Annotated in this window: 27 protein-coding genes; 21 read left to right on the top strand and 6 right to left on the bottom strand. The window is 67.3% G+C overall.

What is annotated here, in order from left to right:
• From ACW9TV_RS02945 to ACW9TV_RS02935, 3 genes are read left to right on the top strand one after another with little or no spacing between them, the layout of a single operon-like run.
• Positions 1 to 951 carry an aspartate carbamoyltransferase catalytic subunit gene (locus tag ACW9TV_RS02945; protein WP_494305023.1) on the top strand — a complete coding sequence of 317 codons (951 nt, stop codon included), beginning with the start codon at positions 1 to 3 and terminating at the stop codon, positions 949 to 951.
• Complete coding sequence (locus ACW9TV_RS02940) at positions 951 to 2,180, top strand: dihydroorotase (protein WP_494304365.1); 1,230 nt, start codon at positions 951 to 953, stop codon at positions 2,178 to 2,180. Before ACW9TV_RS02945 ends, ACW9TV_RS02940 begins: the two co-directional genes overlap by 1 nt.
• The gene (locus ACW9TV_RS02935; protein WP_494304364.1) at positions 2,177 to 3,160 is read left to right on the top strand and encodes an SPOR domain-containing protein; all 984 of its coding nucleotides are present in this window, start codon (positions 2,177 to 2,179) and stop codon (positions 3,158 to 3,160) included. The genes ACW9TV_RS02940 and ACW9TV_RS02935 overlap by 4 nt, the downstream gene beginning before the upstream one ends.
• Before the next feature lie 223 nt (positions 3,161 to 3,383).
• Here the strand turns inward: ACW9TV_RS02935 and ACW9TV_RS02930 are convergent, their stop codons facing one another.
• Positions 3,384 to 4,448, bottom strand: a complete 1,065-nt coding sequence (locus tag ACW9TV_RS02930) for an MBL fold metallo-hydrolase (RefSeq protein ID WP_494304363.1) — start codon at positions 4,446 to 4,448, stop codon at positions 3,384 to 3,386.
• A 4-nt stretch (positions 4,449 to 4,452) separates the two neighbouring features.
• Positions 4,453 to 5,139 carry a cell cycle transcriptional regulator TrcR gene (locus tag ACW9TV_RS02925; protein ID WP_494304362.1) on the bottom strand — a complete coding sequence of 229 codons (687 nt, stop codon included), beginning with the start codon at positions 5,137 to 5,139 and terminating at the stop codon, positions 4,453 to 4,455.
• Positions 5,140 to 5,314: 175 nt separating this feature from the next.
• Here ACW9TV_RS02925 and ACW9TV_RS02920 point away from each other — a divergent pair, with 175 nt between their 5' ends.
• Positions 5,315 to 7,183 carry a DUF4231 domain-containing protein gene (locus ACW9TV_RS02920; protein WP_494304361.1) on the top strand — a complete coding sequence of 623 codons (1,869 nt, stop codon included), beginning with the start codon at positions 5,315 to 5,317 and terminating at the stop codon, positions 7,181 to 7,183.
• Positions 7,184 to 7,269: 86 nt separating this feature from the next.
• On the top strand, positions 7,270 to 7,698 hold the full coding sequence (locus tag ACW9TV_RS02915; RefSeq protein WP_494304360.1) for a DUF4112 domain-containing protein: 429 nt from the start codon (positions 7,270 to 7,272) through the stop codon (positions 7,696 to 7,698).
• Here ACW9TV_RS02915 and ACW9TV_RS02910 read toward each other — a convergent pair.
• A complete protein-coding gene (locus ACW9TV_RS02910) occupies positions 7,695 to 8,243 on the bottom strand; it encodes a thiamine phosphate synthase (RefSeq protein WP_494304359.1) in 549 nt (182 codons plus the stop codon). The genes ACW9TV_RS02915 and ACW9TV_RS02910 overlap by 4 nt on opposite strands.
• 22 nt (positions 8,244 to 8,265) lie before the next feature.
• On the opposite strand from ACW9TV_RS02910, the gene ACW9TV_RS02905 reads away from it, so the two are divergent.
• Together ACW9TV_RS02905 and ACW9TV_RS02900 are read left to right on the top strand one after the other, a co-directional pair.
• Positions 8,266 to 8,958: a YggS family pyridoxal phosphate-dependent enzyme gene (locus ACW9TV_RS02905; protein WP_494304358.1), complete on the top strand. Its 693-nt coding sequence runs from the start codon at positions 8,266 to 8,268 to the stop codon at positions 8,956 to 8,958.
• Between the two features lie 211 nt (positions 8,959 to 9,169).
• Entirely contained in the window at positions 9,170 to 9,649 is a 480-nt protein-coding gene (locus ACW9TV_RS02900) for a PEP-CTERM sorting domain-containing protein (protein WP_494304357.1), read from the top strand.
• A 6-nt stretch (positions 9,650 to 9,655) separates the two neighbouring features.
• Here ACW9TV_RS02900 and ACW9TV_RS02895 read toward each other — a convergent pair whose 3' ends face one another.
• Genes ACW9TV_RS02895 through ACW9TV_RS02885 form a run of 3 tightly spaced genes read right to left on the bottom strand, consistent with a single transcriptional unit; the run spans position 9,656 to position 11,774 of the window.
• The gene (locus tag ACW9TV_RS02895) at positions 9,656 to 10,054 is read right to left on the bottom strand and encodes a TadE/TadG family type IV pilus assembly protein (protein WP_494304356.1); all 399 of its coding nucleotides are present in this window, start codon (positions 10,052 to 10,054) and stop codon (positions 9,656 to 9,658) included.
• Entirely contained in the window at positions 10,051 to 10,536 is a 486-nt protein-coding gene (locus ACW9TV_RS02890) for a TadE/TadG family type IV pilus assembly protein (protein ID WP_494304355.1), read from the bottom strand. Before ACW9TV_RS02890 ends, ACW9TV_RS02895 begins: the two co-directional genes overlap by 4 nt.
• Positions 10,533 to 11,774 (bottom strand): pilus assembly protein TadG-related protein, encoded by a 1,242-nt coding sequence (locus ACW9TV_RS02885; RefSeq protein WP_494304354.1) that lies wholly within the window; start codon positions 11,772 to 11,774, stop codon positions 10,533 to 10,535. The genes ACW9TV_RS02890 and ACW9TV_RS02885 overlap by 4 nt, the downstream gene beginning before the upstream one ends.
• Positions 11,775 to 12,103: 329 nt before the next feature.
• Between ACW9TV_RS02885 and ACW9TV_RS02880 the strand changes: the two genes are divergently transcribed.
• From ACW9TV_RS02880 to ACW9TV_RS02815, 14 genes are all read left to right on the top strand, one after another.
• A complete protein-coding gene (locus ACW9TV_RS02880; RefSeq protein ID WP_494304353.1) occupies positions 12,104 to 12,592 on the top strand; it encodes a TadE/TadG family type IV pilus assembly protein in 489 nt (162 codons plus the stop codon).
• Between the two features lie 69 nt (positions 12,593 to 12,661).
• Positions 12,662 to 13,804, top strand: a complete 1,143-nt coding sequence (locus ACW9TV_RS02875; RefSeq protein ID WP_494304352.1) for a TadG family pilus assembly protein — start codon at positions 12,662 to 12,664, stop codon at positions 13,802 to 13,804.
• Between the two features lie 637 nt (positions 13,805 to 14,441).
• Positions 14,442 to 14,615: a Flp family type IVb pilin gene (locus ACW9TV_RS02870; protein ID WP_494304351.1), complete on the top strand. Its 174-nt coding sequence runs from the start codon at positions 14,442 to 14,444 to the stop codon at positions 14,613 to 14,615.
• A gap of 175 nt (positions 14,616 to 14,790) precedes the next feature.
• Positions 14,791 to 14,952 carry a Flp family type IVb pilin gene (locus ACW9TV_RS02865; RefSeq protein ID WP_494304350.1) on the top strand — a complete coding sequence of 54 codons (162 nt, stop codon included), beginning with the start codon at positions 14,791 to 14,793 and terminating at the stop codon, positions 14,950 to 14,952.
• A 215-nt stretch (positions 14,953 to 15,167) separates the two neighbouring features.
• The gene (gene cpaB / locus ACW9TV_RS02860) at positions 15,168 to 16,031 is read left to right on the top strand and encodes a Flp pilus assembly protein CpaB (RefSeq protein WP_494304349.1); all 864 of its coding nucleotides are present in this window, start codon (positions 15,168 to 15,170) and stop codon (positions 16,029 to 16,031) included.
• 26 nt (positions 16,032 to 16,057) lie between these two features.
• Positions 16,058 to 17,452, top strand: a complete 1,395-nt coding sequence (locus tag ACW9TV_RS02855) for a type II and III secretion system protein family protein (RefSeq protein WP_494304348.1) — start codon at positions 16,058 to 16,060, stop codon at positions 17,450 to 17,452.
• Positions 17,453 to 17,455: 3 nt separating this feature from the next.
• The gene (locus tag ACW9TV_RS02850) at positions 17,456 to 17,782 is read left to right on the top strand and encodes a hypothetical protein (RefSeq protein ID WP_494304347.1); all 327 of its coding nucleotides are present in this window, start codon (positions 17,456 to 17,458) and stop codon (positions 17,780 to 17,782) included.
• A 97-nt stretch (positions 17,783 to 17,879) separates the two neighbouring features.
• A complete protein-coding gene (locus tag ACW9TV_RS02845) occupies positions 17,880 to 19,031 on the top strand; it encodes a CpaE/TadZ family protein (RefSeq protein WP_494304346.1) in 1,152 nt (383 codons plus the stop codon).
• Positions 19,028 to 20,434, top strand: a complete 1,407-nt coding sequence (locus ACW9TV_RS02840; RefSeq protein WP_494304345.1) for a TadA family conjugal transfer-associated ATPase — start codon at positions 19,028 to 19,030, stop codon at positions 20,432 to 20,434. Before ACW9TV_RS02845 ends, ACW9TV_RS02840 begins: the two co-directional genes overlap by 4 nt.
• On the top strand, positions 20,431 to 21,423 hold the full coding sequence (locus ACW9TV_RS02835) for a type II secretion system F family protein (protein ID WP_494304344.1): 993 nt from the start codon (positions 20,431 to 20,433) through the stop codon (positions 21,421 to 21,423). The genes ACW9TV_RS02840 and ACW9TV_RS02835 overlap by 4 nt, the downstream gene beginning before the upstream one ends.
• 3 nt (positions 21,424 to 21,426) lie before the next feature.
• On the top strand, positions 21,427 to 22,377 hold the full coding sequence (locus tag ACW9TV_RS02830) for a type II secretion system F family protein (RefSeq protein ID WP_494304343.1): 951 nt from the start codon (positions 21,427 to 21,429) through the stop codon (positions 22,375 to 22,377).
• The gene (locus ACW9TV_RS02825) at positions 22,374 to 23,669 is read left to right on the top strand and encodes a tetratricopeptide repeat protein (RefSeq protein WP_494304342.1); all 1,296 of its coding nucleotides are present in this window, start codon (positions 22,374 to 22,376) and stop codon (positions 23,667 to 23,669) included. Before ACW9TV_RS02830 ends, ACW9TV_RS02825 begins: the two co-directional genes overlap by 4 nt.
• A complete protein-coding gene (locus ACW9TV_RS02820) occupies positions 23,666 to 24,568 on the top strand; it encodes a tetratricopeptide repeat protein (RefSeq protein ID WP_494304341.1) in 903 nt (300 codons plus the stop codon). The genes ACW9TV_RS02825 and ACW9TV_RS02820 overlap by 4 nt, the downstream gene beginning before the upstream one ends.
• Entirely contained in the window at positions 24,565 to 25,050 is a 486-nt protein-coding gene (locus ACW9TV_RS02815) for an A24 family peptidase (protein WP_494304340.1), read from the top strand. Before ACW9TV_RS02820 ends, ACW9TV_RS02815 begins: the two co-directional genes overlap by 4 nt.

Here is a 25,050-nt window from a genome sequence, read left to right as displayed (position 1 = left end):
ATCCCGGCCGGCGCCCATCCCTTTCCGCACCCGCATCTCCTCGCCATCGAGGGGCTGCAGCCATGGGAAATCCTGTTCCTTCTGGACGAGGCCGAGCAATGGGCCGAGGCCGGGCGCGCGCAGCGCCAGCATGACGACCGGCTGCGCGGGCTGACGCAGATCAACGCCTTCTTCGAGAACAGCACCCGCACGCTGTTGAGCTTCGAGATCGCGGGCAAGCGGCTGGGCGCCGACGTGGTGAACCTGGCGGCGGGCCAGTCCAGCCTGAAGAAGGGCGAGACGCTGCTGGACACGGCGCTGACGCTGAACGCGATGCGGCCGGACGTGATCGTGATCCGCCATGAGAGTTCGGGCGCGGTGGGGCTGATCGCGGAAAAGGTGGACTGCCCCGTGCTGAACGCCGGCGACGGGCGGCATGAACACCCCACGCAGGCGTTGCTGGACGCGCTGACGATCCGCCGCCGCAAGGGCCGGATCGAGGGGCTGACCGTCGCCATCTGCGGCGACATCCTGCACAGCCGGGTGGCGCGATCCAATTTTCACCTGCTGTCGGCGCTGGGGGCGGAGGTGCGCGCGGTTGCGCCGCCGACGCTGATGCCGACGGGCGTGGAGCGGCTGGGGGCGCAGCCCTTCACCGACATGGAGGCCGGGCTGAAGGGCGCGGACGTGGTGATGATGCTGCGTCTGCAGCTGGAACGGATGGACGGGGCCTATGTGCCTTCGACCCGGGAATATTTCCGCACCTTCGGACTGACGCGCCAGCGGCTTGCGGCGGCGGGCGACGATGTTCTGGTGATGCACCCCGGCCCGATGAACCGGGGGGTGGAAATCGAATCGGCGGTCGCCGACGATATCCAGCGCTCTGCCATCACCGAACAGGTGGAAATGGGCGTGGCCGTGCGCATGGCCTGCCTGGACGTGCTGACCCGCACACGCCGGGGGGCCTGGTGATGCGGCCGATCCTGATCCGCGACGCCCGGCTGATCGATCCGCTGGCCGGCACCGACCTGCGCGGCGATCTGCTGGTGGACGACAGGCGGATCGCGGCGGTCGGGCCGGGGCTGGACGTCCCGCCCGGTGCGGAGATCGTGGAGGCGGCAGGGTTGCCGCTGGCGCCGGGCCTGATCGATGCGGGCGTGTTCCGCACCGATGTGGAGGCGTCTGTCGCCGGGGGCATCACCAGCGTGCTGCTGATGCCGGATCAAGCCCCGCCGCTGGATGACCCGGCGCTGATCGAGCGGGCCGAACGGCTGGGCAAGCCGCGCCTGTGGGTGCGCCCGCTGGCAGCGGCCACGCGCGGGCTGAACGGGCGGGAACTGGCCGAACTGTCGCTGATGAAGGAGGCCGGTGCCGTCGCCGTCGCCACGGGTCGGCAGGCGATCGCGGATTCGCAGGTGATGCTGCGGCTGCTGCGCTATGCGGCCGGGCTGGGGCTGGTGGTGGTCTCGCACGCGGAATGCCCGTTCCTGACGGCCGGCGCCGTCGCGACCGACAGCGAGATGGCGACCCGGCTGGGCCTTCCGGCCGCGCCCGCTGCGGCGGAGGCCATCCAGATCGCGCGGGATCTGCGGCTGGCGCAGGAAGCCGGCGCGGCGCTGCACTTCGCCTGTGTCAGCACTGCCGAGGGCGTGGCGCTGATCCGCGCCGCCCGTGCGGCCGGACAGGACGTGTCGGCCGGCACTGCGCCAGCCTATGCCCTGCTGTCTGACACGGCGCTGGCGGGCTATCGCAGCTTCGCCCGCCTGTCGCCGCCGCTTCGGCAGGAGGCCGACCGGCTGGCGGTTCGGGCCGGGCTGGCCGACGGCACCATAGGCGTGCTGACATCCCGCCACGATCCCCGCACGCAGGAGGAAAAGCGCCTGCCCTTCGCGGACGCCGCCCCCGGCGCCGCCGGTGCGGCGACGCTGCTGGTGCTGGGCCTCGGCCTTGTACACGACGGCCTCATCAGTCTGCCGCAGCTGATGGCGCTGCTGTCTGCCAGCCCGGCGCGGCGGTTCGGCCTGCCGGGCGGAACGCTGGCCGTTGGGGCCCCCGCCGACCTGCTGCTGTTCGATCCCGGCACGCCCTGGCGGATCGACGCCGATACCCTGCCCGGCCGCGCGGGCAACACCCCGTTCGACGCATTGCCGGTGCAGGGCCGGCCGCGCCTGCTGCTGAAGGGTGGGGAGCGCCTCCTGTGATCCGTCGCCTCGCCTGTCTGTGGTTGCTGTTCCTGTCGGCTCAGGCGCAGGCCAGCGTGGACGCCGGCGTCGGCAAATGGCGGGCCGGGGACTGGGAGGGCGCGGTTGCCGAATGGGTGACGCCGGCGGCCCGTGGCGATGCCGATGCGTTGTTCAACATGGGGCAGGCCTATCGGTTGGGGCGGGGCGTGCCGCTCAATCGGATCACCGCAATCGACTATTATCGCCGCGCCGCCGACAAGGGGCATGCGGCGGCGGCGGCGAATCTGGGCATCACACTGTGGCAGGAAGGCCGCAAGACGGAGGCGCTGACCAGCCTTCGGGCGGCAGCGGAAAAGGGCGACCTTCGCGCCGCCTATGTGCTGGGCGTCGCCACCTTCGAGGGGGACACGGCGCCCCGCAATCCGGCGCTGGGCTATGCCTATGTGGTGCGCGCGCGGGACGGCGGGCTTTCTCTTGCTTCGGCGCAGGCAGCGCGCATGGCGACGCGCATGTCCGCCGACGACCGCGCCAAGGGCGAGGCCGCCGCGCAGGCGCTGGCCGAGGGCCGGCCCGTCGCCGTGGTGCTGGCGGCGATGTCCGCGCCGCCGCCCGCGCCGGAACTGGCGGCAGACGCCGGCGTGGGCGTGGATTCGGTTGAGGAAGCGCTGGCGGAAAGCGCAGCGCCCGCGAAGGCGGATCAGCCGCGAAAGACAGAGAGCGTGAAGCCGGCGCCCGCAAAGGCCGAAGCCCGCGCGGAGCCGCCGGCGGAGGGGTGGAAGGTGCAGTTGGGCGCCTATGCCAATGAACGGACGGCGCGCACGGCCTGGGCGACGCTGGTGTCGCAATCGGCCGCGCTGCTGAAGGGCAGGAAGCCGCTTTATGCGCCGCGCGGCGGCCTGGTTCGGCTGCAGGTGGGGCCTTTTGAGGACCGCGCGCCGGCCGCGGAGCTCTGCGCGAAGCTGTCGGCAGCGGGGCGCCCCTGCTTCGTGACGAAATAGGGCAGCCGCGCGGACCGCCGGCGTTCCGGGCGAAAAAAAAGCCGCTGCGCCTTACGGCGCAGCGGCCAGGGTTCAGGGAGGGGACACCGCGCCCGCGAAGGCAGGCGATGCCCGTGTCGGTGGAAAAGGGGGATAACACCACCGACGAATGATATTTGGATCCGGCCATCGGGGATTTCAAGGCCATCCAGTGCCGCACCCATGCGCGCACCGCTGAACGCATTCAGTTCAAACGAAGATACCGGTCGACAACGCCGTCCTTCAGCAGCCGCACCTGACCCCTGCGGTGCAGCCAGCGCAGGTGCGCCAGCGCCTCGCCCGTCGCCATCTGCAGGTCATTGTCACCGATTCGGCGGCGGAACAGGGTTTCGAAACTGTCATGGGCGGAACGCGGGGTTTCGCAGGCATCGAGCAGCGCTTCCAGCTTGCGATGATGATCCTCCGCCAGTTGGTCCAGCCGGGTGTGCAGGCCGAAGAAGGGTTCGTTGTGGGCGGGCAACACCAGCGTATCGTCCGGCAGCGTCTTCAGCCGCGCGATGCTGTCCAGCCATTCGCCGAGCGGATCCGCCTCAGGCTCGCCCGGATACACGGAGACGTTGGAGGTGATGCGCGGCAGCACCTGATCGCCCGAGATCAGGATTCGGCTTTCGGCATCGAACAGGCAGACATGTTCGGGGCTGTGCCCCGCGCCGATCACCACGTCCCAGCGACGGCCGCCGATCGCCAGCCGGTCCCCGGCCTGCAGGCGACGATAGCCGGTGGGCAGCCTGTGCACGCCCCGACCGAAGCGGCCCCATTCGGCGGTGCGCAGGGTTGCGACCGCATCGTCGGGCCAGCCCTGCGCGGCGTAGAACGCCACCACATCGTCCGGCGTTTGCGTTGCCACGTCCAGCGTCAGCAGACGCGCCAGCTGGAATTCGCCCCGGCTGGTTTCCAGCGGCACCTGCCATTTGGCCGCCAGCCAGCCGGCCAGGCCGATATGATCCGGGTGGTAATGGGTGACGATCAACCGGCCGACGGGTTTGCCGGCCAGCGGCCCCTCGAACAGGGTGCGCCAGTGCATCTTCACCGCCGGCAGCGGGAAGCCGGTATCGACGATGGCCCAGTGATCGCCGCCGTCCAGGACCCACAGGTTGATATGGTCCAGGCTGAAGGGCAGCGGCATCTGCAGCCAGAAGATGCCGTCGGCCACCCGCAGCAGCCGCCCGCCTTCGGGCACATGCGGCCCGTGCGGATAGACCAGTCCGCGCCGCTCCAGCTTTTCGTCGGGGGCGGGCGGAACCGTCATTGAATCAGGGCTGGCGGAACAGCGATTCGGCGGTGTGCTCGCGCGGGGCCTCCGTATCGCTGCCCAGCGCATCGCGCTCGGCCCGCAGTTCGGCGATGATTGCTTCCCGGTCGGCGCCCAGGCGGCCGTCTTCCTGCGGCTGCACGCCCGCCTTCTTGGCGGCGGCCGCCACCAGCGCGTCCAGTTCCCGCTGGGCGCACAGGCCCAGCGTGACGGGATCCTTCGGCGTGATGTTCGCGATGTTCCAGTGCTCGCGGTTGCGGATCGCGGCGATGGTCGTCTTGGTGGTGCCGATCAGCTTGGAAATCTGCGCGTCGGTGATTTCCGGATGATGCTTGATGATCCAGGCGATGCCGTCGGGCTTGTCCTGCCGCTTGGCGAGCGGCGTGTAGCGCGGGCCGGAGGTGCGGCGCACCTGCGCCGGCCCGGGCGAGATCTTCAGCCGGTAGGCCGGGTCGGCATGGCCCTTCTCGATCTCGGCCATGGCCAGTTCGCCGGCGCGCACGGGATCGCGCGGCGTCAGCTTGGTGGCGGCCGTTTCGTCGGCGATCGCCTGAACTTCCAGCGCGTGGATCTGGCAGAAGGCCGCGATCTGCGAAAAGGTGAGGCCGGTGTTTTCCACCAGCCAGGTGGCGGTTGCGTGCGGCATCAGCGGTTGCGCCTGCTTCACCGGCTTGGGGCTGTTGGCCATGTGCGTGTCCCTGATCTGTCGCGCTGCCTTGCAGCGCCCGATATTAAAACGGCCACCCCGCAAGGGATGGCCGGCATCAGAGCAGAGAGTAAGGCCCCGGCGGCACAAGCGCAAGCCCTCTGCCGATGGGTGCGGGGCTTGCCAGCGACCGGGCGTTGCGCTCTTGTCCGGCCCCATGGGGACGATGATACCAGTATCGACAGCCGCGGGGGGTGGGGCGCCGCTGGCGGTTCCGCAGCACATGGTGCATCCGCCCCGGCCGCGCTGCGTGCTGAATGTGGGGTTCACCGGCCACCGGGCCGACCGGCTGACGGCGACGCATGCGGTTTCGGTGAAGGCCCAGGTGGACCAAGCGCTGCGGCTGATCGCCGAAGCGGTCCGGGACATTCACCTGAAAGGCGCCAGCTGGTTCACCGGCGAGGCGCCGGAACTGCGCGCCATTTCCGCGCTTGCGGAAGGCGCGGACCGCCTGTGCGCGGAAGCCGCGCTGGCGCAGGGGTATCGGCTGGATTGTCCGCTGCCGTTCGCGGCCGACATCTATATGGCGGATTTCGCCGAAGGCCCCTCGCGTGAGGCCTTCCGGGCGCTGTGCGGCCGGGCCGACCGGATTCTGGAACTGCCCGGCGACCGCGCGAACGAGCCGGCGGCCTATGCGATGGCGGGCAGCGCCATCCTGGGATCCGCCGACATCCTGATCGCCATCTGGGACGGCAAGGGAAGCGGTGGGCGCGGGGGCACGGGCGAGGTGGTCGCCAATGCGCTGGCGATGGGCAAGCCTGTGATCCATGTGCCCCTGGGTGCCGGGGAAGAGGTGCAGCTGCTGTGGACGGGGCAGGGCCCCGAGGGGGGCGGCTGGCAGGGGGTGATGGAACCGCCTTCGGCGCCGTTCGATGCGGCGCGGCTGTCGGCGGCGCTGGAAGCCACGCTTCTGCCGCCCGACGAACCGGGCGAGCGCAGCGCGCTGGACGCGTTCCTGGCCGAGCGGGAGGAACTGCTGCTGCGGCGGATCGAATATCCGCTGCTGCTGGCGCTGACGGGCGCGCAGAAGCTGACATCGGGCGCCTGGCGCAAGCAGGCTTATCTTCCCGCGACCCGGCAGGACTGGGCGCGGTTCGATTCCTACTGGCAGGGCCGGGTGGAGCCCCGGCGGTTCAACCTGCTGGAACATGGCTATGCCTGGGCCGACAACCTGGCCAATCGCTTCGCGCAGTGCTTCCGGTCGGGCCATGTGGTGAACTTCGTCTTTTCTGCGCTGGCCGTGGCGCTGGCGCTGTTCGGCTATCTGCTGGGCGGCAAGGTGAAGGTGATGTTCGTGGTGATGGAGCTGCTGCTGATCGCCGCCATCGTGACGAACACGCGCGTGGGCCATGCGGAAAGCTGGCAGCAGCGCTGGCTGGATTACCGGCAGCTGGCCGAACGGCTGCGGCCGATGCGAACCCTGCGCCTGCTGGGCGTTGCCCGCCCGCCGGCTGTCAGCCCCTCCTCGCGCACGGGGAACCGGCGCTGGATCGACTGGTATGCGGGCAGCATCTGGCGCCAGATGGCGATGCCCGCCGGCCGCATCGACCAGGCGGAACTGACGCGGCTGACCGACCTGATCACGCGCGAGGAGCTGGCGCCCGAGATCGCCTATCACCACCGCAATGCGCACCGGATGAGCCATGTGAACCACCGCCTCCACCAGTTCGGCTCCGTCTGCTTCGTCACGACGGTGCTGCTGTGCATCGGATTCCTGTTCACCAACCTGGTGCTGGACGAATCGGCCGCGCACACGGCCGCCATCTACTTCACCGTGGCGACGGCGACGCTGCCGGCGTTCGGAACCGCCGCCTACGGCCTTCGGGTGCAGGGCGACTTTGCCGGAAGCTCGGCCCGGTCCGCCGCGACTGCGGACGCGCTGAACGGGCTGCTGACGGAACTGGAAGCATATCCCGTGCTGAGCCGCACCGCCGCCATCGGCAATGCGGCAGCGGCGGTGATGCTGGTGGACCTGGCCGAATGGCGGCTGACCTATCAGCAGCGCGCGCTGGAGATCCCGGGCTGAGGCCCTGCGCGGGGCCGCTATTCGGGCGGCCCCTCTTGAATCCGGCGCGGCCGGGGCCATCTGCGCCCACCGAAAGGATCGCCGTCTTGATTGCAACCACCTCTCAGGGGTTCGACCAGCTGGCATCGGTGCTGAGCCTGCCGCGCGATCCGCGCGCCGTGCGCCAGCGGCTGCTGCTTCTGGAGCGGCTGCTGGAAGGCGTGATCCGCCTGCCCGGCAATGTGCGAATCGGGATGGACGGCTTCATCGGGCTGGTGCCCGTGGTGGGCGACATCGTTTCCGCCAGCATCGGTGCCTATCTGGTGTGGGAAGCCCGCAATCTGGGGATGTCCCGCTGGGCCTGCACACGGATGCTTGGCCGGGTGGGCGTTGATGCGGCGATCGGCGCGATCCCTGTCGTGGGGGATCTTCTGGACTTCGTCTACCGGTCCAACACGAAGAATGTGAAGGCGCTGCTGGCCCATATCGACCGGTGGCATCCGGGGGCAGGGGTCGTGAACGGCGTGCGGCTTTAGCCCGGCCAGCAGTCGATTCCGGCGAATCCGGCTGCCCCCAGCGGTCCCAGCCGGCGCAGGCGATCTGCGTTCATCCCCCCCAGCGCGATCACGGGGCCCGGCGCCCCGGCCGCCGCGAGCCCGAAGCGCGCAGGGCCCAGCACCCGGCCGCCCGGATGGCTGCGCGTCGGGAAGACGGGTGACAGGAACACCAGATCCGCCCCTTCGCGGAAGGCCTGCAGAAGGCCCCGCCTGTCGTGCGCGGCGGCGGCCAGCAGGCCGCGGCGGGGCCGGTGCCGGTTCCGGGCATGTCCGGGCAGGTGCCGGCCGTCCGGCGTGCCGTCGATCTCTGCGCCCAGCACCAGCAGCCCGCGCCGCCGCGCCAGCGCCAGCACCGCCTTCAGCAGCGCCCGACGATGTTCGGATGGCAGGCTGTAATGGCGGAAGACGATGCCGCCGCCGCGCGGCATCCGCCGGATCGCGGCCCACAGCGGATCGTCCGGCGCGGGGCCGCCCAGCCGCTCGTCCGTGAACAGCCATTGGGTCGGCACTCTTGCCCGGCGCATGGCGGCGGCTTACCGCATCGCCATGAAGAAGGCCATTGCATCCCCCGCCCCGCGCCCCGAAGGTTCCGCGGCCCGGCGGCTTCAGCAGATCCTGAGCCTGTCTGCAGCGGAGGCGCAGGCCGGCGGACACCGGCCGCCGCGCCTGATCGCCATTTCGAAAACCTTCGGGCCGGAAGCGATCCGCCCGCTGATCGACGCCGGGCAGCGCTGCTTCGGCGAGAACCGGGTTCAGGAAGCGGCGGCGAAGTGGCCGGCGCTGAAGGCCGCGTTTCCGGACATCGAACTGCACCTGGTGGGTCAGTTGCAATCGAACAAGGCCGAGGAAGCGGTCCGGCTGTTCGACGCGATCCATTCCGTCGATCGGCCGTCCCTTGTTGCCGCGCTGGCGAAGGCGACGGCGGCGGTTGGCCGCATGCCCGAACTGTTCGTGCAGGTGAACATCGGGGAGGAACCGCAGAAGGGCGGCGTGGCGATCGGGGCGCTTCCCGCGCTTCTGGCGGATTGCGCGGCGGCCGGCCTGCCCGTTGCGGGCCTGATGGCCGTGCCCCCGGCTGAGCGCGATCCCGCCCCCTACTTCGCGCTGCTGGCGAAGCTGGCCCGCCGCCACGGGCTGCCCGGCCTGAGCATGGGCATGAGCCAGGATCACGACATCGCCGCCCGTCTGGGGGCGACCCACATCCGCGTGGGCTCGGCGCTGTTCGGCGATCGGGCCTGAGCCGGCCCGGCGGCAGCCGGCTGCCGGGAATGTTAACCACTGTTGCGTTTACCAAGTGGCCATTTGAACTTTGCGTCGCTAAACCAATAATAACAGCAGTCGCAGCGCCGCCAGAGCGCAAACAAGAAATAATTCGGTCGTGAAATCATCGGGCCCACGAAGGCCCGGGGCAACAACTCCTTGCTTGAATTCTCGGTCGGAAGTCAGAATCATGATTGGCACGAAGGAAATCTGCGCGCTGCTGCTCGCGGGCGGGATGGGCGCCGGCTCTGTGGTGGCGGTGCAAAAGGCGAAACCTGCGATCAGCAAGCCGCGCCCGGCGGCCTCGAAGCCCAAGGTGCAGAAGGCGGTTCAAACCCAGACGCAGACGGCCAGCATCACCGAATGCCCGACTGTCGGGCCGGTGGGTTCGGCGGATCTGTCGCCCATGATCGCCATGGAGACGACGGAGCCGCTGACCGGCTTCCGTGAAACCGCGACCGGGCCCCTGGGCGGCGGCGGGATCGGCGGTGGCGGCGGTGGCGGCGGCGGTGGTGGCGGCGGTCTGCCGGATCCTTCCCCCACGCCCGGTGTTCCCCAGCCCGATACCTGGGTGATGCTGGTCGCCGGATTTGGCTTCATGGGCCTGGCGCTGCGCCGGCGCGCGCCGCGAATCGATCCGTCTTCCAGCTCGCGTGTTCAGGGCAGCTAGAGGCGTTCAGGGCCGGTAGGCGCGGCGCGTTTCCTGCAGCGTCACGTCTTCCACCTTGAACATCAGGAAGTCGAGATCGACGGTGTAGGTCATCGTGATGTCCACGAAATCCTGCCCCCCCGCCTGGCCATAGGTGAACTGCGGCGTCGCCAGATTCTGCGGGTTCAGCCCGAACTGGGCGGCCTGAATCTCGGCCGCGATCTGCGATTGCGTGCGCCGCGGCCACAAGGTGGCCAACCGGGCGCCTTCGCCGACGGCATTCTGCAGGCCGGCATTCGCGAAGAACAGCGTGCCGAACTGGAATGTGGCGAAGATGGCGAAGATCAGGATCGGCGCGACGATCGCGAATTCCGCCGCCGTCGCACCCGATCGGCAGCCGGCCAGTCGTGCAAGTGGGCGGATCATTGGATTCGCACCGTGGCTGCCCCGCGGATGGGCACGCCGCCCGCGTTCAGCAGGCCCGCGCCCGTGAACAGCGGGAAATAGGTGTCATTGACTTCCACCGAGACATAGCGCGCGAACTGCTGCCCGGCCGGGCAGACGGCGTTCAACTGCGCCTGCCGCACGCCATTGCATTCCAGCCAGGCATCAACCGCGGCGGAGGGGTTCTTCGCGCCGGATGTCGTTGCGGCCGTCACGGCTTCGGTCTGGAGGAAGCTGTAATTGGTGCGCACCTGCCCCAGAGAGGTGGCAAGCTCTGCCGAGCGCTGGGCAGCCTGCACCAGATCCAGCCGGGCAGCGAAGCCCTGCGACAGATCATAGACGGCAGCGAGCGCCAGGGTGAGGATGGGGGCCACTAGGGCCATTTCCACCGCTGCGGCGCCACGGCGATCGGCCCGGATCCTTCGCAGCAGCCCGGCGGCCTCTTTCAGGATCAGCGTGCTCATCCCACCAGCCTCACGGCGGTGCCGGTGAACGACTGGGCGCCGGAGCCGGCCGGGCAGACATTGCTGATCGCGCTGTTCCCCGACCAGGTGATTCGCCGGGCCACCAGCTGGAAGCAGTTGGTGTTCAGGCCGGTGGTGCCGGTGAACTCAACCTCCTGGCTGGGCACATAGATGGCGCCCTGCAGTTTGGAGGCGCTGTTGCCGTTCACCTTGTTGGACTGGTTCGACAGGACGGCGCGGCGATCCTGATAGATGAGCACGCCCTGGTAGGTGCCGCTGGAGGGCGCCGTCAGGTTCACCTGCGCGCCGCCGTTCATCTTGATCTGGCCGATGCTGTTCGGGTTGTTGGCGGCGGTCTTGCTGGTGAGGATGAAGGTGACGCCATTGCCCGTCACCCTGGCCTGCGATCCGATGGACAGGTCGCCGCCGTCGATCACATAGGTGCCGGGGTTCAGCGTGACAGTCCCCTTCAGATCCATGCCGCTGTAGGTGCCGGGGTTCAGCGTGCGCGTCTGGTTCGAATTGACGTTGCCGTTCTGCGCGCCGCCCGAAACGGTCGGGTCCGGCAGGGCCTTGAATGGATCCGGCTGGGGCACCGCATAGGGAATCAGCACAGTGCCCGGCGCATAGTTGTTGCTTTGCGGCACGCCGCCGACGGCCGCGATCGGCGAGGCGCTGACCGTGCTGGAGCCGCCCGCCGCCACCGCATTGGCAGAGGTGGCGTTCGTGGCCATGCCGCAGCCGAGGTTCACGGTGGAACTGCCCCACAGCGTGATGCCGGTGGCGTTGCCCTGTTCAAGCGACAGCGCGCAGAATTCGCCGTTCGCCACCAGCGATGCGGTGGCCTCGGCGGGAATCGTGACCGGCCCGTTCAGGAAGAAGCCGGTAAAAGGCAGGTTCACGTCTGTCGAGAGGACGACGCGGACGGCGCGGTTGTTGCCGGCCTGCGGCCCGGCTGTCGGCGCATTTTCCACAATGGGGGCGTTCGTCAGCGTCACATGGGCGTTGCGCGAAAGATCATTGGCGACGACCGAGGCGACATCCTGCCCCTGGGCCAGCCCATAGGCACCGGCAATCGCGCCCGAGTCGGCCTGACGCTGCATCTGCCGCTTCGTCAGTGTCCACTGGATGGTATCGATGGAAAGGCCGAGTCCCCCCACGAGGACGGGGGTGGCGGCGGCCATGACGAGGGCGACTGCGCCCCTGCGATCCTTCAGCAACCGTATGATTGGACTCATTGACTGAGCCTCCTGTTTGGCGACCTGTTTCGCAGGCTGTTACCATTGCGGCACAAAGTCGCGCAACAGCTTTTTGACAGGCAAGTATAAAAGAAGAATTCGTCCGGCTCGCAGCACCGACTTTACAGATATGCAAAAAACAACAGGCATTCGGCCGCGCCAGATTGCGCAAATACACGAACATTGCAGCCTTGAAACAATCTGGACTCGGGGTTATTTCATGATGATTGACAGAATCCTGTGCCCGAATCTGGTAAATAGTTGTTTGATTGCTGCATTCGGGGTATGGCGTCTGGCTATAAAAGAACGGCAGCAAGAAGGGCCGTGATATGTCGCTTGAGAAAACCGGGGGCGCGCATCCCCTCCAATGCGCGGATTCGAAGACGCGTGCGCGGGGTGTGGCGGGCCTTCTCGGCCGGCTCAGGCGCAACCGTGGTGGGGCTGTCGCGGCGGAGTTCGCGATGGTGTCGCCCATTCTGATCGGCCTGATGTTCGGCACCGTCGAATATGGGCTGATGCTCTATTCCTACAGTTCGATGCAGGCCGCCGCGCGCGATGTGACGCGCCAGGTGGCGGTGAACACGCTCCCCATCGGCAGCGCCCAGGCCGAACTGAAGAGCCGGCTGCCGGGCTGGATGCGGAACGACGCCACGATCTCCGTCACGCAGACCACGCCCGCAAATGCGGCAACGAACGTCTACACGACGACGGTCTCCGTCTCATCCGCGAAGGCGACTCCGCTCACCTTCTTCACCCGGGCCGCACCGTTCACGCTGCAGACCGAGGTGGAGATGAAGCAGGAACTGCCGTTCATGTAGGCCGCGTGGCGGCAATCCGCGAAAGCGGCAAGAAACAGAAAAAGACAGGGGTTGTTCAGGATGATTGGCATGTCCCGAAATCTGCGGCGCCTGCGCAAGGACAGGTCCGGCGTGGTGGCGATGCTGGTGGCCTTGTCGCTGCCGATGCTGGTGGGCGCGGCCGCGCTGACCATCGATATCGCGAATTACCGCTATGTGCAGGGGCGCATGCAATCCGCAGCGGATGCCGGCGCGCTGGCGGCCATCGCAAAGCTGGACGTGCCGGCGGATGCGAAGGCGGCGGCTGTCGATTATGCGGGCCGCAACGTGCCCGACGGCTTTGGTGGCGTCACCAGGCCGTCCGATGTCGAAATCGGCATCTGGGATCCTGTTGCCGGCACGTTCACCACCTCGAACGACGTCAGCCAGATCAATGCGGTGCGCGTATCGGCAATCCGGTCCCGGGCGCGGCAGAACGGCGTGCCCATGATCCTGATGCAGTTCTTCAGCGACTCCGCGCCCGATCTTCAGGCCACCGCCATCGCGGCGCGGCATCTGGTGGTGCAGTATGAGCCGCCGGAAAAGACCGACCTCGACAACCAGGCGTGGGATTACAACCGCATCTACGCCTATTGCTTCAAGTATAACGGAAGCGGCTCTGCCGCCTCGCGTCGCACCCAGATGGCGCTGGTGGCGGACAATGTGCCGAAAAGCGGCACCGGCGTCAGCAATTTCTGGACGGAGGCCGGCAAGCGCGGGTTCGGCAAGGTGCCCAACCCGCTTGTCTGGCCGAAGTGCGAGAAGGGGGAGAGCCTGAGCTTCCGGCTGGAGAACATCCAGAATGTGAAGCAGGCAATCTCCAATTCCTCGACAACGAAGACGCTGTGGAGCACCTTCGACAAGAACAAGTCGACCCAGCTGTTCAACCATTATCTGGACACCGTGATTTCCGGCGGGGTGGAAACCTTTCCCGGCCTCGGTTCCGAAAAGCTGGTGGAAACGATTCGCTGCGACACGCTTTCGGCCTGCACCGCGCCATCGAAGCATGTGAAGGGAACACCGCTGCGTGTGGCGGGCGTGCCCTGCCTGCCGGGTAAATACATGTATTTCGGCTGGGAAGACCGGCCGCCCAGCGGCGGCGGCAGCGACGAGGATTATGACGACATCCGCATCACCATGCGCTGCCCCAAGACCGGCACGCTGGGCGATGGAATGTCCAGGCTGGTTGGCTGACCGGGCCGCGCCGCGCGACAAGGGTTCCGCCATTCCGAATCGGTTCGTCACCGGGCCCGTCCCTTGTCACATGGGGCGGGCCTTGCCGATTCGCCGCCATCCCGATTCGCACGCCTTTCCCACGGACGCCCGCAGGCAGGCCCGCACGGGGCCTGCCGCGCCCGGCCATCGCCGGGCCAGCACATCCGATTCGGACGATTCTGGCTGAATTCCTCGGCGCGGCCGCCGTTTTACTGGCGGGCCGGGCGGATTTTCCCCGGCGGAATTGGGTGAAGGGGCGGGCGGGTGCGGAAATGCAAGATGCAGTGGATCGGCCCTGCCGAACCGCACCGGATATGGTGTGATTCCGGCACTTGCCGTGCAAGTCCCGCCCGGTCCGGAAGGGCTGTGGCCGCAGGGTCACAATGTTAATGAATGCAAAAGTTCAGCGTTCCTAAGGGGTTTTCACTATTTTTTGTGGTTGCATCCAAAGCGGGTCATGGTTACCACTATGGATGAGACATGAACCGGCCAAGAGGTGATGACCTTGCGGCAGCCCAGTCGCGGGTGGTTCCGATCTCGAAAAAGCCGGTGGGCGAATGGCCCGCGGGAAAACAAGTCCGGCAACGTCCGGATCATAATAGAGGGAAGTCGCGAAATGAAAAAGTTCCTGCAAAAGTTCCTCGGCGACAAGGCCGGTGCTTCGGCTGCCGAATACGCCCTGATCCTGGCCGTTGTCGGCATCGGCGTGGCCAGCGCCTTCACCCTGCTCGGCACCAACATCACGGCAACCGTGAACAACGCCGCGGGTAAGGTTGCGGTCGCTCCGTAACGTTCCTTGATCTGAAAGATCCGGGCCTTTGTGCCTGAGGGCGCATAGGTCCGGCTATACCCTGGTCTGAAACGAGGCCAGTCTCCCACATTCCGGGCAGCTCAGTTGCCAAATGGAGATGTGCTGGCTGAAGATGGCCAATAATTAATAGGAAGGTCGCGAAATGAAAAAGTTCATGCAAAAGTTCCTTGGTGACAAGGCCGGCGCTTCGGCCGCCGAATACGCCCTGATCCTGGCTGTTATCGGCATCGGCGTGGCCAGCGCCTTCAGCCTGCTCGGCACCAACATCACGGCAACCGTGAATGACGCGGCCGGCAAGGTTGCGGTGGCTCCGTAAGCCTCGCCTGATTGAACCAAAGGTCCGGGCCCTCGTGCTGATTGGTACAGGGCTCGGATTTTGGAAAAATGCCGGATTGGTAGATTGAAGAACCGGGCCGCGATCGTCGGCTGATCTTTTGCCCATAGGTCCGTTAACCATAACAAAATAATCCTAGCGTCCCGAGCGGGCCCCTGAGTGTCGGCCGGACGCCAACTGCAAGGTGTCGGGGAACCATGCGTCGATCATCCATTTTCCTGCTGCTCGGGGCGGTCCTGTTGGGCCTGCTGGCCGTGCTTGCCGCGCGCATGGTGATGAACAAAAACCAGGCGGGTTCGCAGCAGGCCGAGGCGCCGAAGACCTACGTGGTCGTCGCTTCGAAGCCGCTGAAGTTCGGCGACAAGCTGACCCCTGACATGCTGAAGACGCAGCCCTGGCCCGGTGCCCTGCCCGCAGATGCCTATGGGAAGACCCAGGACGCCGTCGGCGACGGCAACCGCACCGCGCTGCGTGAAATCAAGGAAGGCGAAGTGATCCTTGGAACCGCCATCACCGGCGGCGCGGGGCGTCTGGCATCGTCCACCCTGCTCGGCCCGGAAATGCGGGCCGTCTCCGTTCCCGTCACCGAAGCGTCCGGCGCGGGCGGCTTCCTTGCCCCCGGCGACCGTGTCGACGTTTTCGTGACACGGACGTTCGATGAAGGCGCGGCCTATACCAGCGCCGTCGTGCAGGGCGCCCGAGTGCTTGCCACCGGCCAGGTCACGGACACCTCCACCAGCGAGCCGACCATCGTGAAGTCGGCCACGATCGAGGTGACGCCCGCCGAGGCACAGCGGATCGCCCTTGCCCAAACGGTGGGCACCATCCACCTGGCGCTGCGCGCCACGGGCGATGAATCCCGCGTTCCGCTGCAGACCGCCAGCGCCTTCGAGGCGCTGGGCATGCGCCCGCCGGCGAAGTCGGATGCCGGTGCGGCTGCGCCGGCCGGCCCGGCCCAGGCGGGCGCGGGCGGCGCGCCCCGGCCGCGCCCCGTTCCCGGCGGCACGGAAGTCCGCATTGTCCGCGGAACCGAAACCTCCGTCTACCAGGTCCCCCGGTAAAGAGCTCGATGGTGAGGATGATCAAGATGAAGAAAGCCGATCAACGGCTCGTGCCGATCGCCACTGCCCTGGGAACCAGGATTTCCGCCGCGGTGCTTGTTTCGGTGGCTGCCCTGGCCGCTCAGCCGGCATCCGCGCAGGTCGTCAGCCAGTCGGGCTCGCAGGCGGGTGCCGTGATGACGGTGCCTGTCAACAAGTCGCAGGTGCTGAAGCTGGACCGCGCCTTTTCCAAGGCGATGGTGGGCAATCCGGAAATCGCGGATGTGATGCCGCTGTCCGCGAACAGCGTCTATGTGCTGGGCCGCGCCACCGGATCCACCAACCTCGCCCTCTATGATCGCAGCGGCGGGCTGATCGCGGTGGTGGACGTTGTCGTCGGCCCCGATACGCAGGGCCTGAAGCGGCAGATTTCCGAAACCTTCCCGGGCGAGGATGTCCAGATCAGCAACAGCAATGATTCGATCGTGATCCGCGGGCAGGTGTCCAGCGGGCTCGCGGTGGAACGCATCGTGGCGCTGGCGGAAACCTATGCGCCGCAGAAGATCGTCAACATGATGTCGGTGGGGTCGCCCCAGCAGGTGCTGCTGGAAGTGCGGATTTCCGAGATGTCGCGCGGCACCGTGAAGCAGCTGGGCATCACCCAGGCCACCTGGAAGGATGGCTCGATGGCGCGCAACGGCGATACCAGCGCCGGCCCGTTCATCGGTTTCCTGTCGAACATGTTCGGCTCTACGCTGGACATCCAGTTCGAGGCGCTGGAGCGCAAGGGCCTTGTCCGCACGCTGGCCAATCCGAACCTTGTCGCGCTGTCGGGCGAAACCGCCAACTTCCTGGCGGGCGGCGAATTCCCGATCCCCAGCGGCGTGGACAACAATGGCCGTGTGCAGATCGAATTCAAGCAGTTCGGCGTCGGCCTGGCCTTCACGCCGACGGTTCTGGCCGACGGTCTCATCAACCTGCGCGTCGCGCCGGAAGTCAGCTCGCTCGACCGGGAAATCTCTGTCGAACTCAGCGGGGCGACGATTCCCGGCCTGAAGGTCCGGCGGGCGGTCACCTCGCTGGAGCTGCGCGATGGCCAGTCGTTCGCGATGGCCGGTCTGATCCAGTCCGATTTCACGGACTCCGTCCGTGCGATCCCGCTGCTCGGTAAGCTGCCGATCATCGGCGCGCTGTTCCGTTCCACCTCGTTCAACAAGCAGGAAACGGAACTGGTCATCACCGTGACGCCGCGGATCGTCCGCCCCGTCCGGCCTGACCAGATCGCCGTTCCAACCGACCGCGTTCATGCCCCGGGCGCGGCCGATCTTTTCCTTCTGGGCAAAACAGAAACCCGCAAGTCCGTCGCCAGGCCGTCGTCAACAGGGGTGAACACCCCGGCGCCCGGCGGAATCGACGGCGAAGCGGGACATATCGTGAGGTGAAAAATGGGTCGCCGCATCATCACTATCCTGCCGTTCGCGGCGTCCGGCCTGCTGCTGGCCGTGGCGCTGTCCTCTCCGGCTGTCGCTTCTGAGGACAAGGACTTCGGCTGCACCGTCACGCAGAATGTCACGGTCCAGACCGTGGACATGAACCCCCGCTATGCCGGTACGCTGATGGAAGGCGGCATCGGCAAGCGCAGCGCCGCCGCCGTCGGGCGCTACATGAACGGTCAGATCAAGCCGCTGGTGCAGATCAGCGGCCGGTCCGACCTCGGCGCGGCCAGCGGCGGTGGCGCGGCCGGTGCGGATCCGGCAACCGGGGGCAAATGACATGGGCGTTGAACAGGCGGGACTTGGCGCCAGCGCCCATGCACAAGGCGTGGAACCCTGGCGCCGGGCTGAAACACGCGGCGTCGCTGGAGGGCCGATGAAGCTGATCTATGTGACCCGGCAGGCAGGTGGCGCACCGGATCCCGAGGCGCTGGCGCAAGTCGGCATCGCGCTTCACGAGCAAGTCGCCGAGCTTTCCGCCGTGGCGGAAAATTCGCCCCTGCTGACCGAAGCGGACGCCCTCGTCGTCGAGGTGGTGCCCTCCGATCCGGCCAGCCTTGATGCATTCGACCGCCTCATCCACCTCTCGGCCGGCAATGTGGCCGTGATCGCGGCCGTCGAAGGCCTCACCGTGGGCGCGACCCGCACGCTGCTGCGTGCCGGCGCCCTGGACGTGCTTCCCGTTCCCTTTTCCGCCGAAGAGCTGAAGCAGGCTGTCGAGCCTGCGCGGCGGCCTGCCCGCCCGGCCGGCCGCCTGGCGCCGCAGCAGCGGCGTCAGGGGAAGGTCGTGGCAGTCATGGGGGCGCTTGGCGGTGTCGGGACCAGCTCGATCGCGGTTCAGCTTGGCGCGGCATGGGCCGCTTCGAGCCGGGTCGGCCTCGTCGATCTCGATCTCCAGTTCGGCGCCGCGGCGCTCTATCTCAATCTTCATCCCAGCCTGACCATCGCCAACCTGATCGAAGATGCCGAGCGGCTCGATGCCGAGCTTCTGCAGTCGGTCGCGATGAAGCATTCCTCCTCGCTGGAGGTGCTGGCCAGCCCCACGGACATCATGCCGATGGACATGGTGGCGCCGGAGTTCGTGGACCAGCTGATGCGCACGGCGACGCAGGTCTATGATGTCGTCCTCGTCGACATGCCGCAGGTCTGGACCGAATGGAGCGTCCGCGCGCTGCAACGGGCGGACATCATCCTGATGGTGATGAACCTGTCGGTGCCGGGCGTCTATCAGGCGCGTCGGCAGCTGGAACTGATCGAGGCGAACGGCCTAGCCGCCAGGCTGCGGATCCTGGCCAACCGGGTTCCGGTCTCGCTGCTGGGGCGCAAGGCCGGCACCAAGGAAACCGAGGCCGTTCTGGGCCGCAGGATCGATTTCACCGTCGCGAACGACTATCCGGGCATGAGCGCCGCCGGGGATGAAGGTGTTGTCCTGAAGGATGCACGCGCGTCTGCCCGCCTGATCAAGGATATCAACGAACTGGCAGCGCAGCTTTCCGAGTCGCTTGCCGCGGAAGCAGGCCCGCAATGATCTGGCCGAACCGCAAGCAGGGGGTCGCCCCCGCCCCGGACGCGCGCCCGGCCGATCCCGTCGCCCAGCCTGTGGCGAAGGCGGCGCCCAAGATCCTCGCCGCGCCGGAGCCGTCCCGCAGCGACATCAAGACCGATCTGAAGGTCGAACTGCACCAGAAGCTGCTGGACCGGATCAACCTCGCGGCGCTGGAAAGCATGACCCGCGAGCAGGTCGGCCGCGACATCGGCGACATCGTCGCCGAGATGCTGAAGGAACTGAACCACGCGCTGAACCTCGCGGAGCGCAAGCAGCTGGTCGAGGACATCCTCGACGAGCTTCTGGGCCTCGGGCCGCTGGAGCCTCTGCTGAAGGATCCCTCGATCACCGAAATCATGGTGAACACGGCCTTCATCGTGTTCATCGAACGGGCCGGCCGGATCGAGGAAACAAAGGCGCAGTTCGCGGACAACCGCCACCTTCTGCGGATCATCCAGAAGATCGTGTCCGGCATGGGCCGGCGGATCGACGAATCCTCCCCCATGGTCGATGCCCGCCTGCCGGACGGCAGCCGGGTGAACGCCATCATCCCGCCGCTGGCGGTGGACGGCCCGATCCTGACGATCCGGAAATTCTCCAAGACGCCGATCGACATGGACAAGCTGGTCAGCTTCGGCGCCATGCCGGAAGCCTGCGCCGAGACGCTGCGCGCCGTCGTGAGGGGCCGCCGCAACGTGCTGATCTCGGGCGGTACCGGATCCGGCAAGACCACGATGCTGAACGCCATGTCCGCCTCCATCGGCGAGCATGAGCGGATCGTGACCATCGAGGATTCAGCCGAACTTCAGCTGCAGCAGCGCCACGTGATCCGGCTGGAAACCCGCCCCGCCAACATCGAGGGCAAGGGCGAGATCAACCAGCGGGATCTCGTGAAGAACTCCCTGCGGATGCGACCGGACCGGGTCGTGCTGGGCGAGTGCCGGGGCGGCGAGGCCTTCGACATGCTCCAGGCCATGAACACCGGCCACGACGGTTCGATGACGACGATCCACGCCAACACCCCGCGCGACGCGCTGTCGCGCCTTGAACAGATGATCGGCATGTCGGGGCTGGAAATCAGCCCCAAGGCCGCGCGCTCGCAGATCGCGTCCGCCATCCATGTCGTGCTTCAGCTGGAACGTCTGTCCGATGGCAAGCGCCGCCTGACTTCGCTTGCCGAAGTGACCGGCATGGAAGGCGAGACCGTGCTGCTGCAGGAAATCTTCCGCTTCGACCGCCAGGGCATCGACGCCCACGGCAATGTGATCGCCGAGCTGAAGCCCACGGGCATCCGCCCGAAGTTCATGGAATATCTGGGCGCCCGCGGAATCCATCTGCCGCCGCACCTGTTCGATCCCTATCGCAAGCTGGATTCGGCGGCATGATGTCCGGCGACGGCACGATGCTGCTGCTCGGCCTGCTGTTCCTGGCCGTTGTCCTTCTGGTCGAGGGCGCCTGGTATTATTACAAGGACGTCTATGCCCCCCGCACGCGCGTGGGCCGCCGGATGGAGACGCTGAGATCCGGCATGATGCAAGAGCAGGTCGAGGCTTCGCTCAAGGTCCGGCAGAACAGCCATGGTGGCGGTCTTGCGGGCCGCTTCATGACCCAGCTGGAAACCAAGCTGACGCAATCGGGCATCCGTGTCACGCCGCAGCGGTTCGTGACGCTGATGGGGGTTGCAACGCTGGGTCTGGCGGTTGCTTCGCCTGTGGTTCTGGGCGTTGCCAACATGCTGAATTCCGCCGGTGCGGTGCTGGTGGTCCTGGCATTCGCGGTGGGCGTCGGGATCGTGCTGCCGCTCGCCTTTGTCGATCGCAAGGCGGCGAAGCGGATGAAGAAGTTCGAAGAGCAGTTTCCTGTCGCCCTCGACATCTTCGTCCGCGGGCTCAGGGCGGGCCACCCCGTCACCGGCGCGCTGGATCTGCTGGTGGAGGAAATGGCCGATCCGCTGGGGTCGGAATTCGCGATCGTCATGGCGGAAGTCTCCTATGGCAGCGACCTGCGCGAAGCCCTGGAGAGTCTCGCCCAGCGCATGCAGCTGACGGATGTCCAGATGTTTGCCGTTTGCGTCGCCATCCAGGCGGAAACGGGTGGCAATCTGGCCGACATTCTGGATGGCCTCGCCAATGTGATCCGCGAGCGGAACTCGATGGTGCTGAAGGTGCGCGCCCTGTCGTCGGAAGGAAAGATGACGGCCTGGGTGCTTTCCGCTCTTCCGGTCTGCGTCTTCGGCTTCATCTTCATCTCGAATCCGGGCTTCTATCTGGATGTGGCGGATGATCCGATGTTCATGCCCGGCCTTCTGGGCATCGTGGGCTGGTACACGATCGGGATGATGATCATCCGCAAGCTTGTCACCCTGAAGGTCTGAACGATGAGCCAGGATCTTATCACTTACCTGCTGCTCGCCCTGGTGTTCGGCGCCGTGGTTCTCGGCGTGCTTGCGATCGCGCCGCTTTTCACCCGCAAGGTCGATCTGGCGAAGCGCCTTGGCGGGCCGGGCGCCGTCGCGGCCGGCGCTGTCGGCGGCGGGCCAACCCTGCGGGCCGATTCGAGCAAGAATCTGTGGGCGCGGCTGGTCACCGAAGTGGAAAGCCGGGGCATTTCCCTCAACGACGACAAGGCGGCCGTCCTGGAAGAGCGGCTGACGCTGGCGGGCTATAGCCAGCCCTATGCCGTTCGCGCCTTCGTTCTGATCCGGACTGTGCTGACGCTTCTTTTCCCGTTGCTGACCTACGGCTTCCTCGTCGCCACCGGCTCGACCATGACGGGAGCTAAATTCTATCTGGTCGTCCTCGGATCGGCTTTCCTGGGACTGTATCTTCCCAATGTGATCGTCAGCGGGCGCGCGGATCGCCGCATGACCGAGATCCTGAACGGATTTCCAGACGCGCTGGATCTGATGCTCGTCTGTGTCGAGGCCGGCCTCGGGATCGATGCCTGCTTCGCCCGTGTCGGCGAGGAAATCGTGAACCTGCACCCCCGGCTGGCGGAGCTGTTCGCGGGCGTGTCGCTTGAACTGCGCGCGGGGCGTCCGCGGGCCGATGCGCTGAAGAACATGGCACGCAAGAGCGGCGTGCAGGAGATCCAGTCGTTCGCGACCCTCGTGATCCAGTCGGACAAGCTGGGCGCCAGCATCGGCCAGGCGCTGAAGGTCTATGCCGCCGAAATGCGCGAAGGTCGCCGGATGCGCGCGGAAGAAAAGGCGCACCGCCTGCCCGTGCTGCTGTCTGTGCCGATGGTCGTCTTCCTGCTGCCGGTTGTGGTGGGCTCGCTCGGCCTGCCGGCTGTTATTCAGATCTCCAACTCGCAGTTCGGTGAATGACGATGAGGCCGCACCCGATCCACCGGCTTGCCCCCCTGGCGCTGGGGGCGGCGCTGGCCGGCCATGCGGCGGCTGACGCGAAGACGGCGGATCTGGGCGATGCCCGCATGACCGGGCCGGACCCGATCGCGGGGGCCACCGCAGAGGCCGCGCGCGAGATGGGCAAGGCCTATCTGGCCGCCAACAAGCTGCCCGAGGCGCTGCAGGCCTATCGCAAGGCACTGGCGCAGGATCCGGATTCCATTGAATCCCTCAACGGCATTGCTGTCTGCTTCGATCGGCTTGGCCGGTTCGAGGATGCCCGTACCCATTATGAGGCCGCGCTGGGCATCGATCCCACGTCGCCAGTCCTGCTGAACAATTACGGCCTGTCGCTCTATCTGCAGGGCGCGCACGCGGAAGCCGCGCGCTTCCTGCGGCTCGCCGCTTCGGCCGGAGATTCGCTGGTGCAGGCCGCGGCCCTGCGCACGCTGGCGAAGATCGATCAGGCATCGAACACAAGGCCGCAAGCTGCTTATGCGGCGGTCGAGCCGGCGCCCGCATCCGGTGCAACGATCGTGCGCACCAGCGGCCATGAACAGCGTCTGGTTCTGGCACCCGCGAAGCCGAAGTCAGGCGCCCGGTTCGCGGCCGTCGAGCCGGTGGCCGGAATGGCCGAGATCGCTGCGATCGGCGGGCTGTCCGAGGCCGATGATGCCCGCATCGCTGCATTCGACCGTGCCGCCGCCCTCTCGGAAGCCGAAGCCGCCGCCCGCGCCGAAGCCAGGCGGGAAGCCGCGCGCCTGATGGCCGAGGCGCGGACGATGGTGCCCGCCGACATGCAGGTTGCCGCCCTTCTGGAGGCGGCCCGCAAGGCGGCCGTCGCCAACCCCCGGGCCGATGCGGCGCCTGCCTCTCCCTGGGATGAACCTGCCGGCCCCGCGTTCCAGGCGCCGGATCCGAAAGACTGGCACCAGGACCAGATCCTGGCGATCGCACCGGCGCCCGGCGGGCCATTCCGCAGGTCCGTTGACAGGGCCAGCCTGAACATGGCGCTGCTGGCGGCGGGATTTGCCCCGCCGCGGGATGCCCGGCGAAAGGCGCTGGCCGCCGCCGCGCAGCAGGCGCTGGATGAAGCCGGCACCCGGCGCCCGTTCGAGGCGCCGTTCGCCAGCGACAACGACCGGTTGAACGGCTTTGCGGCGCGTCTCCACGGCCGGCCTGATGATCAGGCGGAAGCGCAAGTCGAACTGACGGTCGCCGAAAAGGTCGCCCGGCTGGAAGCGCTGATCGAACGGGTGCGCGCGGCATGAGGGCGGCCGGGGTGCGGTTGCTGGCCGGGCTGGCGGCCGTTGCGGTTCTGAGCGGAACGGTGGATGAACCGCTTCGCGCGGCCGAGGCGGTCTTCCCGGCAGTGGATCAATTGAACGCCGAGGCGCTCACCTTCGAATTCATCGACAAGGCGATCGCGGAAGGCCGCCTCAAGAGCGCGGGGGACCTGATCCTGCGCGCGGACAAGCGCTTTCCGGGGCCGGAACTGATGCTGCGCCAGGCCGAACTGATGCTGGCGGCCGGTTCCTTTGCCGAGGCGGCGACGGCCTTTCAGAAGCTTGAGGCGGACCCCGTCGTCGGCGTCCGCGCGATGGTCGGCCGTGGAATCACCGCGATCCGCGCCGGACATCCGGAGGCAGCCGAGGCCTTGCTGGCCGATGCCGTCGGCCGGGATCCTTCACAGGCAAGGGCCTGGTCGGCGCGCGCCGTCCTGGCGGACAGGCGGCACGACTGGGCATCGGCCGAACGGTTCTACGCCGCCGCCCTGAAGGCCGCGCCGGACGCGCCGGAGGTGCTGAACAACCGGGGCTATTCCCGCCTGCTGCAGGGCCGCCATGCCGAGGCGGAAGCCGATTTCGACGCCGCGCTGAAGGCAAGACCCGATCTGAAGCCCGCGCAGACCAACCTGAAGCTGGCGAAGGCCATGCAGGGGCGCTACGCCGAGGCCTTCACCAGCAACAACCGCGATGAACTGGCGCGGGATCTGAACACCATCGGGGTTGCCGCCATGCTTCGGGGCGACCACAGGATCGCGGAAAGCTATTTCGCCCGCGCCATCGAGATGAACACCCGCTTCGACAGAACCGCCAGCGCGAACCTCGCCTATCTGAAGTCGATCGCGCCGGAACTGGGCGGAAGCAGCGGGGACGAGCGGCCATGAACTTGGGCCTGATCTTCGCCGGCATCGCAGGCCTGTCCCTGCTGGTCGCCTGTGTCTGCGATCTGCGCCGTTTCGAAATCCCCGACAGCCTGTCCATCCTGTTGCTGGCGACGGCGGTGCTGTTCGGTCTCGTCACCCCCGGCTTCGCCTGGGGCTGGCACGCAGCCGGCCTTGGCATGATGTTCGCGCTGGGCCTTGGCCTGTTCGCGATCGGCTGGATGGGCGGCGGCGACATCAAGCTGATGGTGGGCATGTCGGCCTGGACCGGGCTGTTCGGTCTGCCCGCCTTCCTGCTGGGAACCGTATTGGCCGGCGGCGCGCTGGCTGGGGTGTTGCTTCTTTCCCGCAGGGGGTTCAGCCTGGCCGGGTTCGAGGCGGAGCGCATGCCCGGACCCCTTAAACCCGGCGCGCCTTTACCCTATGCCATCGCGATTGCGGGCGGCGCCTTCTGGTGGGCTTCGAAGACGCTTCCGCTGGGCTGA

The organism is Sandaracinobacter sp. T42 (assembly GCF_059115405.1).
Note: the sequence above shows the minus strand (reverse complement) of the source record. Positions and strands in the feature narration are given on the sequence as shown.

Excerpts from the sequence above, each read along its gene's own strand:
- ACW9TV_RS02940 (WP_494304365.1), top strand. The coding sequence starts at position 951 with ATGCGGCCGATCCTGATCCGCGACGCCCGGCTGATCGATCCGCTGGCC.
- ACW9TV_RS02930 (WP_494304363.1), bottom strand. The coding sequence starts at position 4,448 with ATGACGGTTCCGCCCGCCCCCGACGAAAAGCTGGAGCGGCGCGGACTG.
- ACW9TV_RS02925 (WP_494304362.1), bottom strand. The coding sequence starts at position 5,139 with ATGGCCAACAGCCCCAAGCCGGTGAAGCAGGCGCAACCGCTGATGCCG.
- ACW9TV_RS02920 (WP_494304361.1), top strand. The coding sequence starts at position 5,315 with ATGGGGACGATGATACCAGTATCGACAGCCGCGGGGGGTGGGGCGCCG.
- ACW9TV_RS02910 (WP_494304359.1), bottom strand. The coding sequence starts at position 8,243 with ATGCGCCGGGCAAGAGTGCCGACCCAATGGCTGTTCACGGACGAGCGG.
- ACW9TV_RS02905 (WP_494304358.1), top strand. The coding sequence starts at position 8,266 with ATGAAGAAGGCCATTGCATCCCCCGCCCCGCGCCCCGAAGGTTCCGCG.
- ACW9TV_RS02900 (WP_494304357.1), top strand. The coding sequence starts at position 9,170 with ATGATTGGCACGAAGGAAATCTGCGCGCTGCTGCTCGCGGGCGGGATG.
- ACW9TV_RS02895 (WP_494304356.1), bottom strand. The coding sequence starts at position 10,054 with ATGATCCGCCCACTTGCACGACTGGCCGGCTGCCGATCGGGTGCGACG.
- ACW9TV_RS02890 (WP_494304355.1), bottom strand. The coding sequence starts at position 10,536 with ATGAGCACGCTGATCCTGAAAGAGGCCGCCGGGCTGCTGCGAAGGATC.
- ACW9TV_RS02885 (WP_494304354.1), bottom strand. The coding sequence starts at position 11,774 with ATGAGTCCAATCATACGGTTGCTGAAGGATCGCAGGGGCGCAGTCGCC.
- ACW9TV_RS02880 (WP_494304353.1), top strand. The coding sequence starts at position 12,104 with ATGTCGCTTGAGAAAACCGGGGGCGCGCATCCCCTCCAATGCGCGGAT.
- ACW9TV_RS02875 (WP_494304352.1), top strand. The coding sequence starts at position 12,662 with ATGTCCCGAAATCTGCGGCGCCTGCGCAAGGACAGGTCCGGCGTGGTG.
- ACW9TV_RS02870 (WP_494304351.1), top strand. The coding sequence starts at position 14,442 with ATGAAAAAGTTCCTGCAAAAGTTCCTCGGCGACAAGGCCGGTGCTTCG.
- ACW9TV_RS02865 (WP_494304350.1), top strand. The coding sequence starts at position 14,791 with ATGCAAAAGTTCCTTGGTGACAAGGCCGGCGCTTCGGCCGCCGAATAC.
- cpaB (WP_494304349.1), top strand. The coding sequence starts at position 15,168 with ATGCGTCGATCATCCATTTTCCTGCTGCTCGGGGCGGTCCTGTTGGGC.
- ACW9TV_RS02855 (WP_494304348.1), top strand. The coding sequence starts at position 16,058 with ATGAAGAAAGCCGATCAACGGCTCGTGCCGATCGCCACTGCCCTGGGA.
- ACW9TV_RS02850 (WP_494304347.1), top strand. The coding sequence starts at position 17,456 with ATGGGTCGCCGCATCATCACTATCCTGCCGTTCGCGGCGTCCGGCCTG.
- ACW9TV_RS02845 (WP_494304346.1), top strand. The coding sequence starts at position 17,880 with ATGAAGCTGATCTATGTGACCCGGCAGGCAGGTGGCGCACCGGATCCC.
- ACW9TV_RS02840 (WP_494304345.1), top strand. The coding sequence starts at position 19,028 with ATGATCTGGCCGAACCGCAAGCAGGGGGTCGCCCCCGCCCCGGACGCG.
- ACW9TV_RS02835 (WP_494304344.1), top strand. The coding sequence starts at position 20,431 with ATGATGTCCGGCGACGGCACGATGCTGCTGCTCGGCCTGCTGTTCCTG.
- ACW9TV_RS02830 (WP_494304343.1), top strand. The coding sequence starts at position 21,427 with ATGAGCCAGGATCTTATCACTTACCTGCTGCTCGCCCTGGTGTTCGGC.
- ACW9TV_RS02825 (WP_494304342.1), top strand. The coding sequence starts at position 22,374 with ATGACGATGAGGCCGCACCCGATCCACCGGCTTGCCCCCCTGGCGCTG.
- ACW9TV_RS02820 (WP_494304341.1), top strand. The coding sequence starts at position 23,666 with ATGAGGGCGGCCGGGGTGCGGTTGCTGGCCGGGCTGGCGGCCGTTGCG.
- ACW9TV_RS02815 (WP_494304340.1), top strand. The coding sequence starts at position 24,565 with ATGAACTTGGGCCTGATCTTCGCCGGCATCGCAGGCCTGTCCCTGCTG.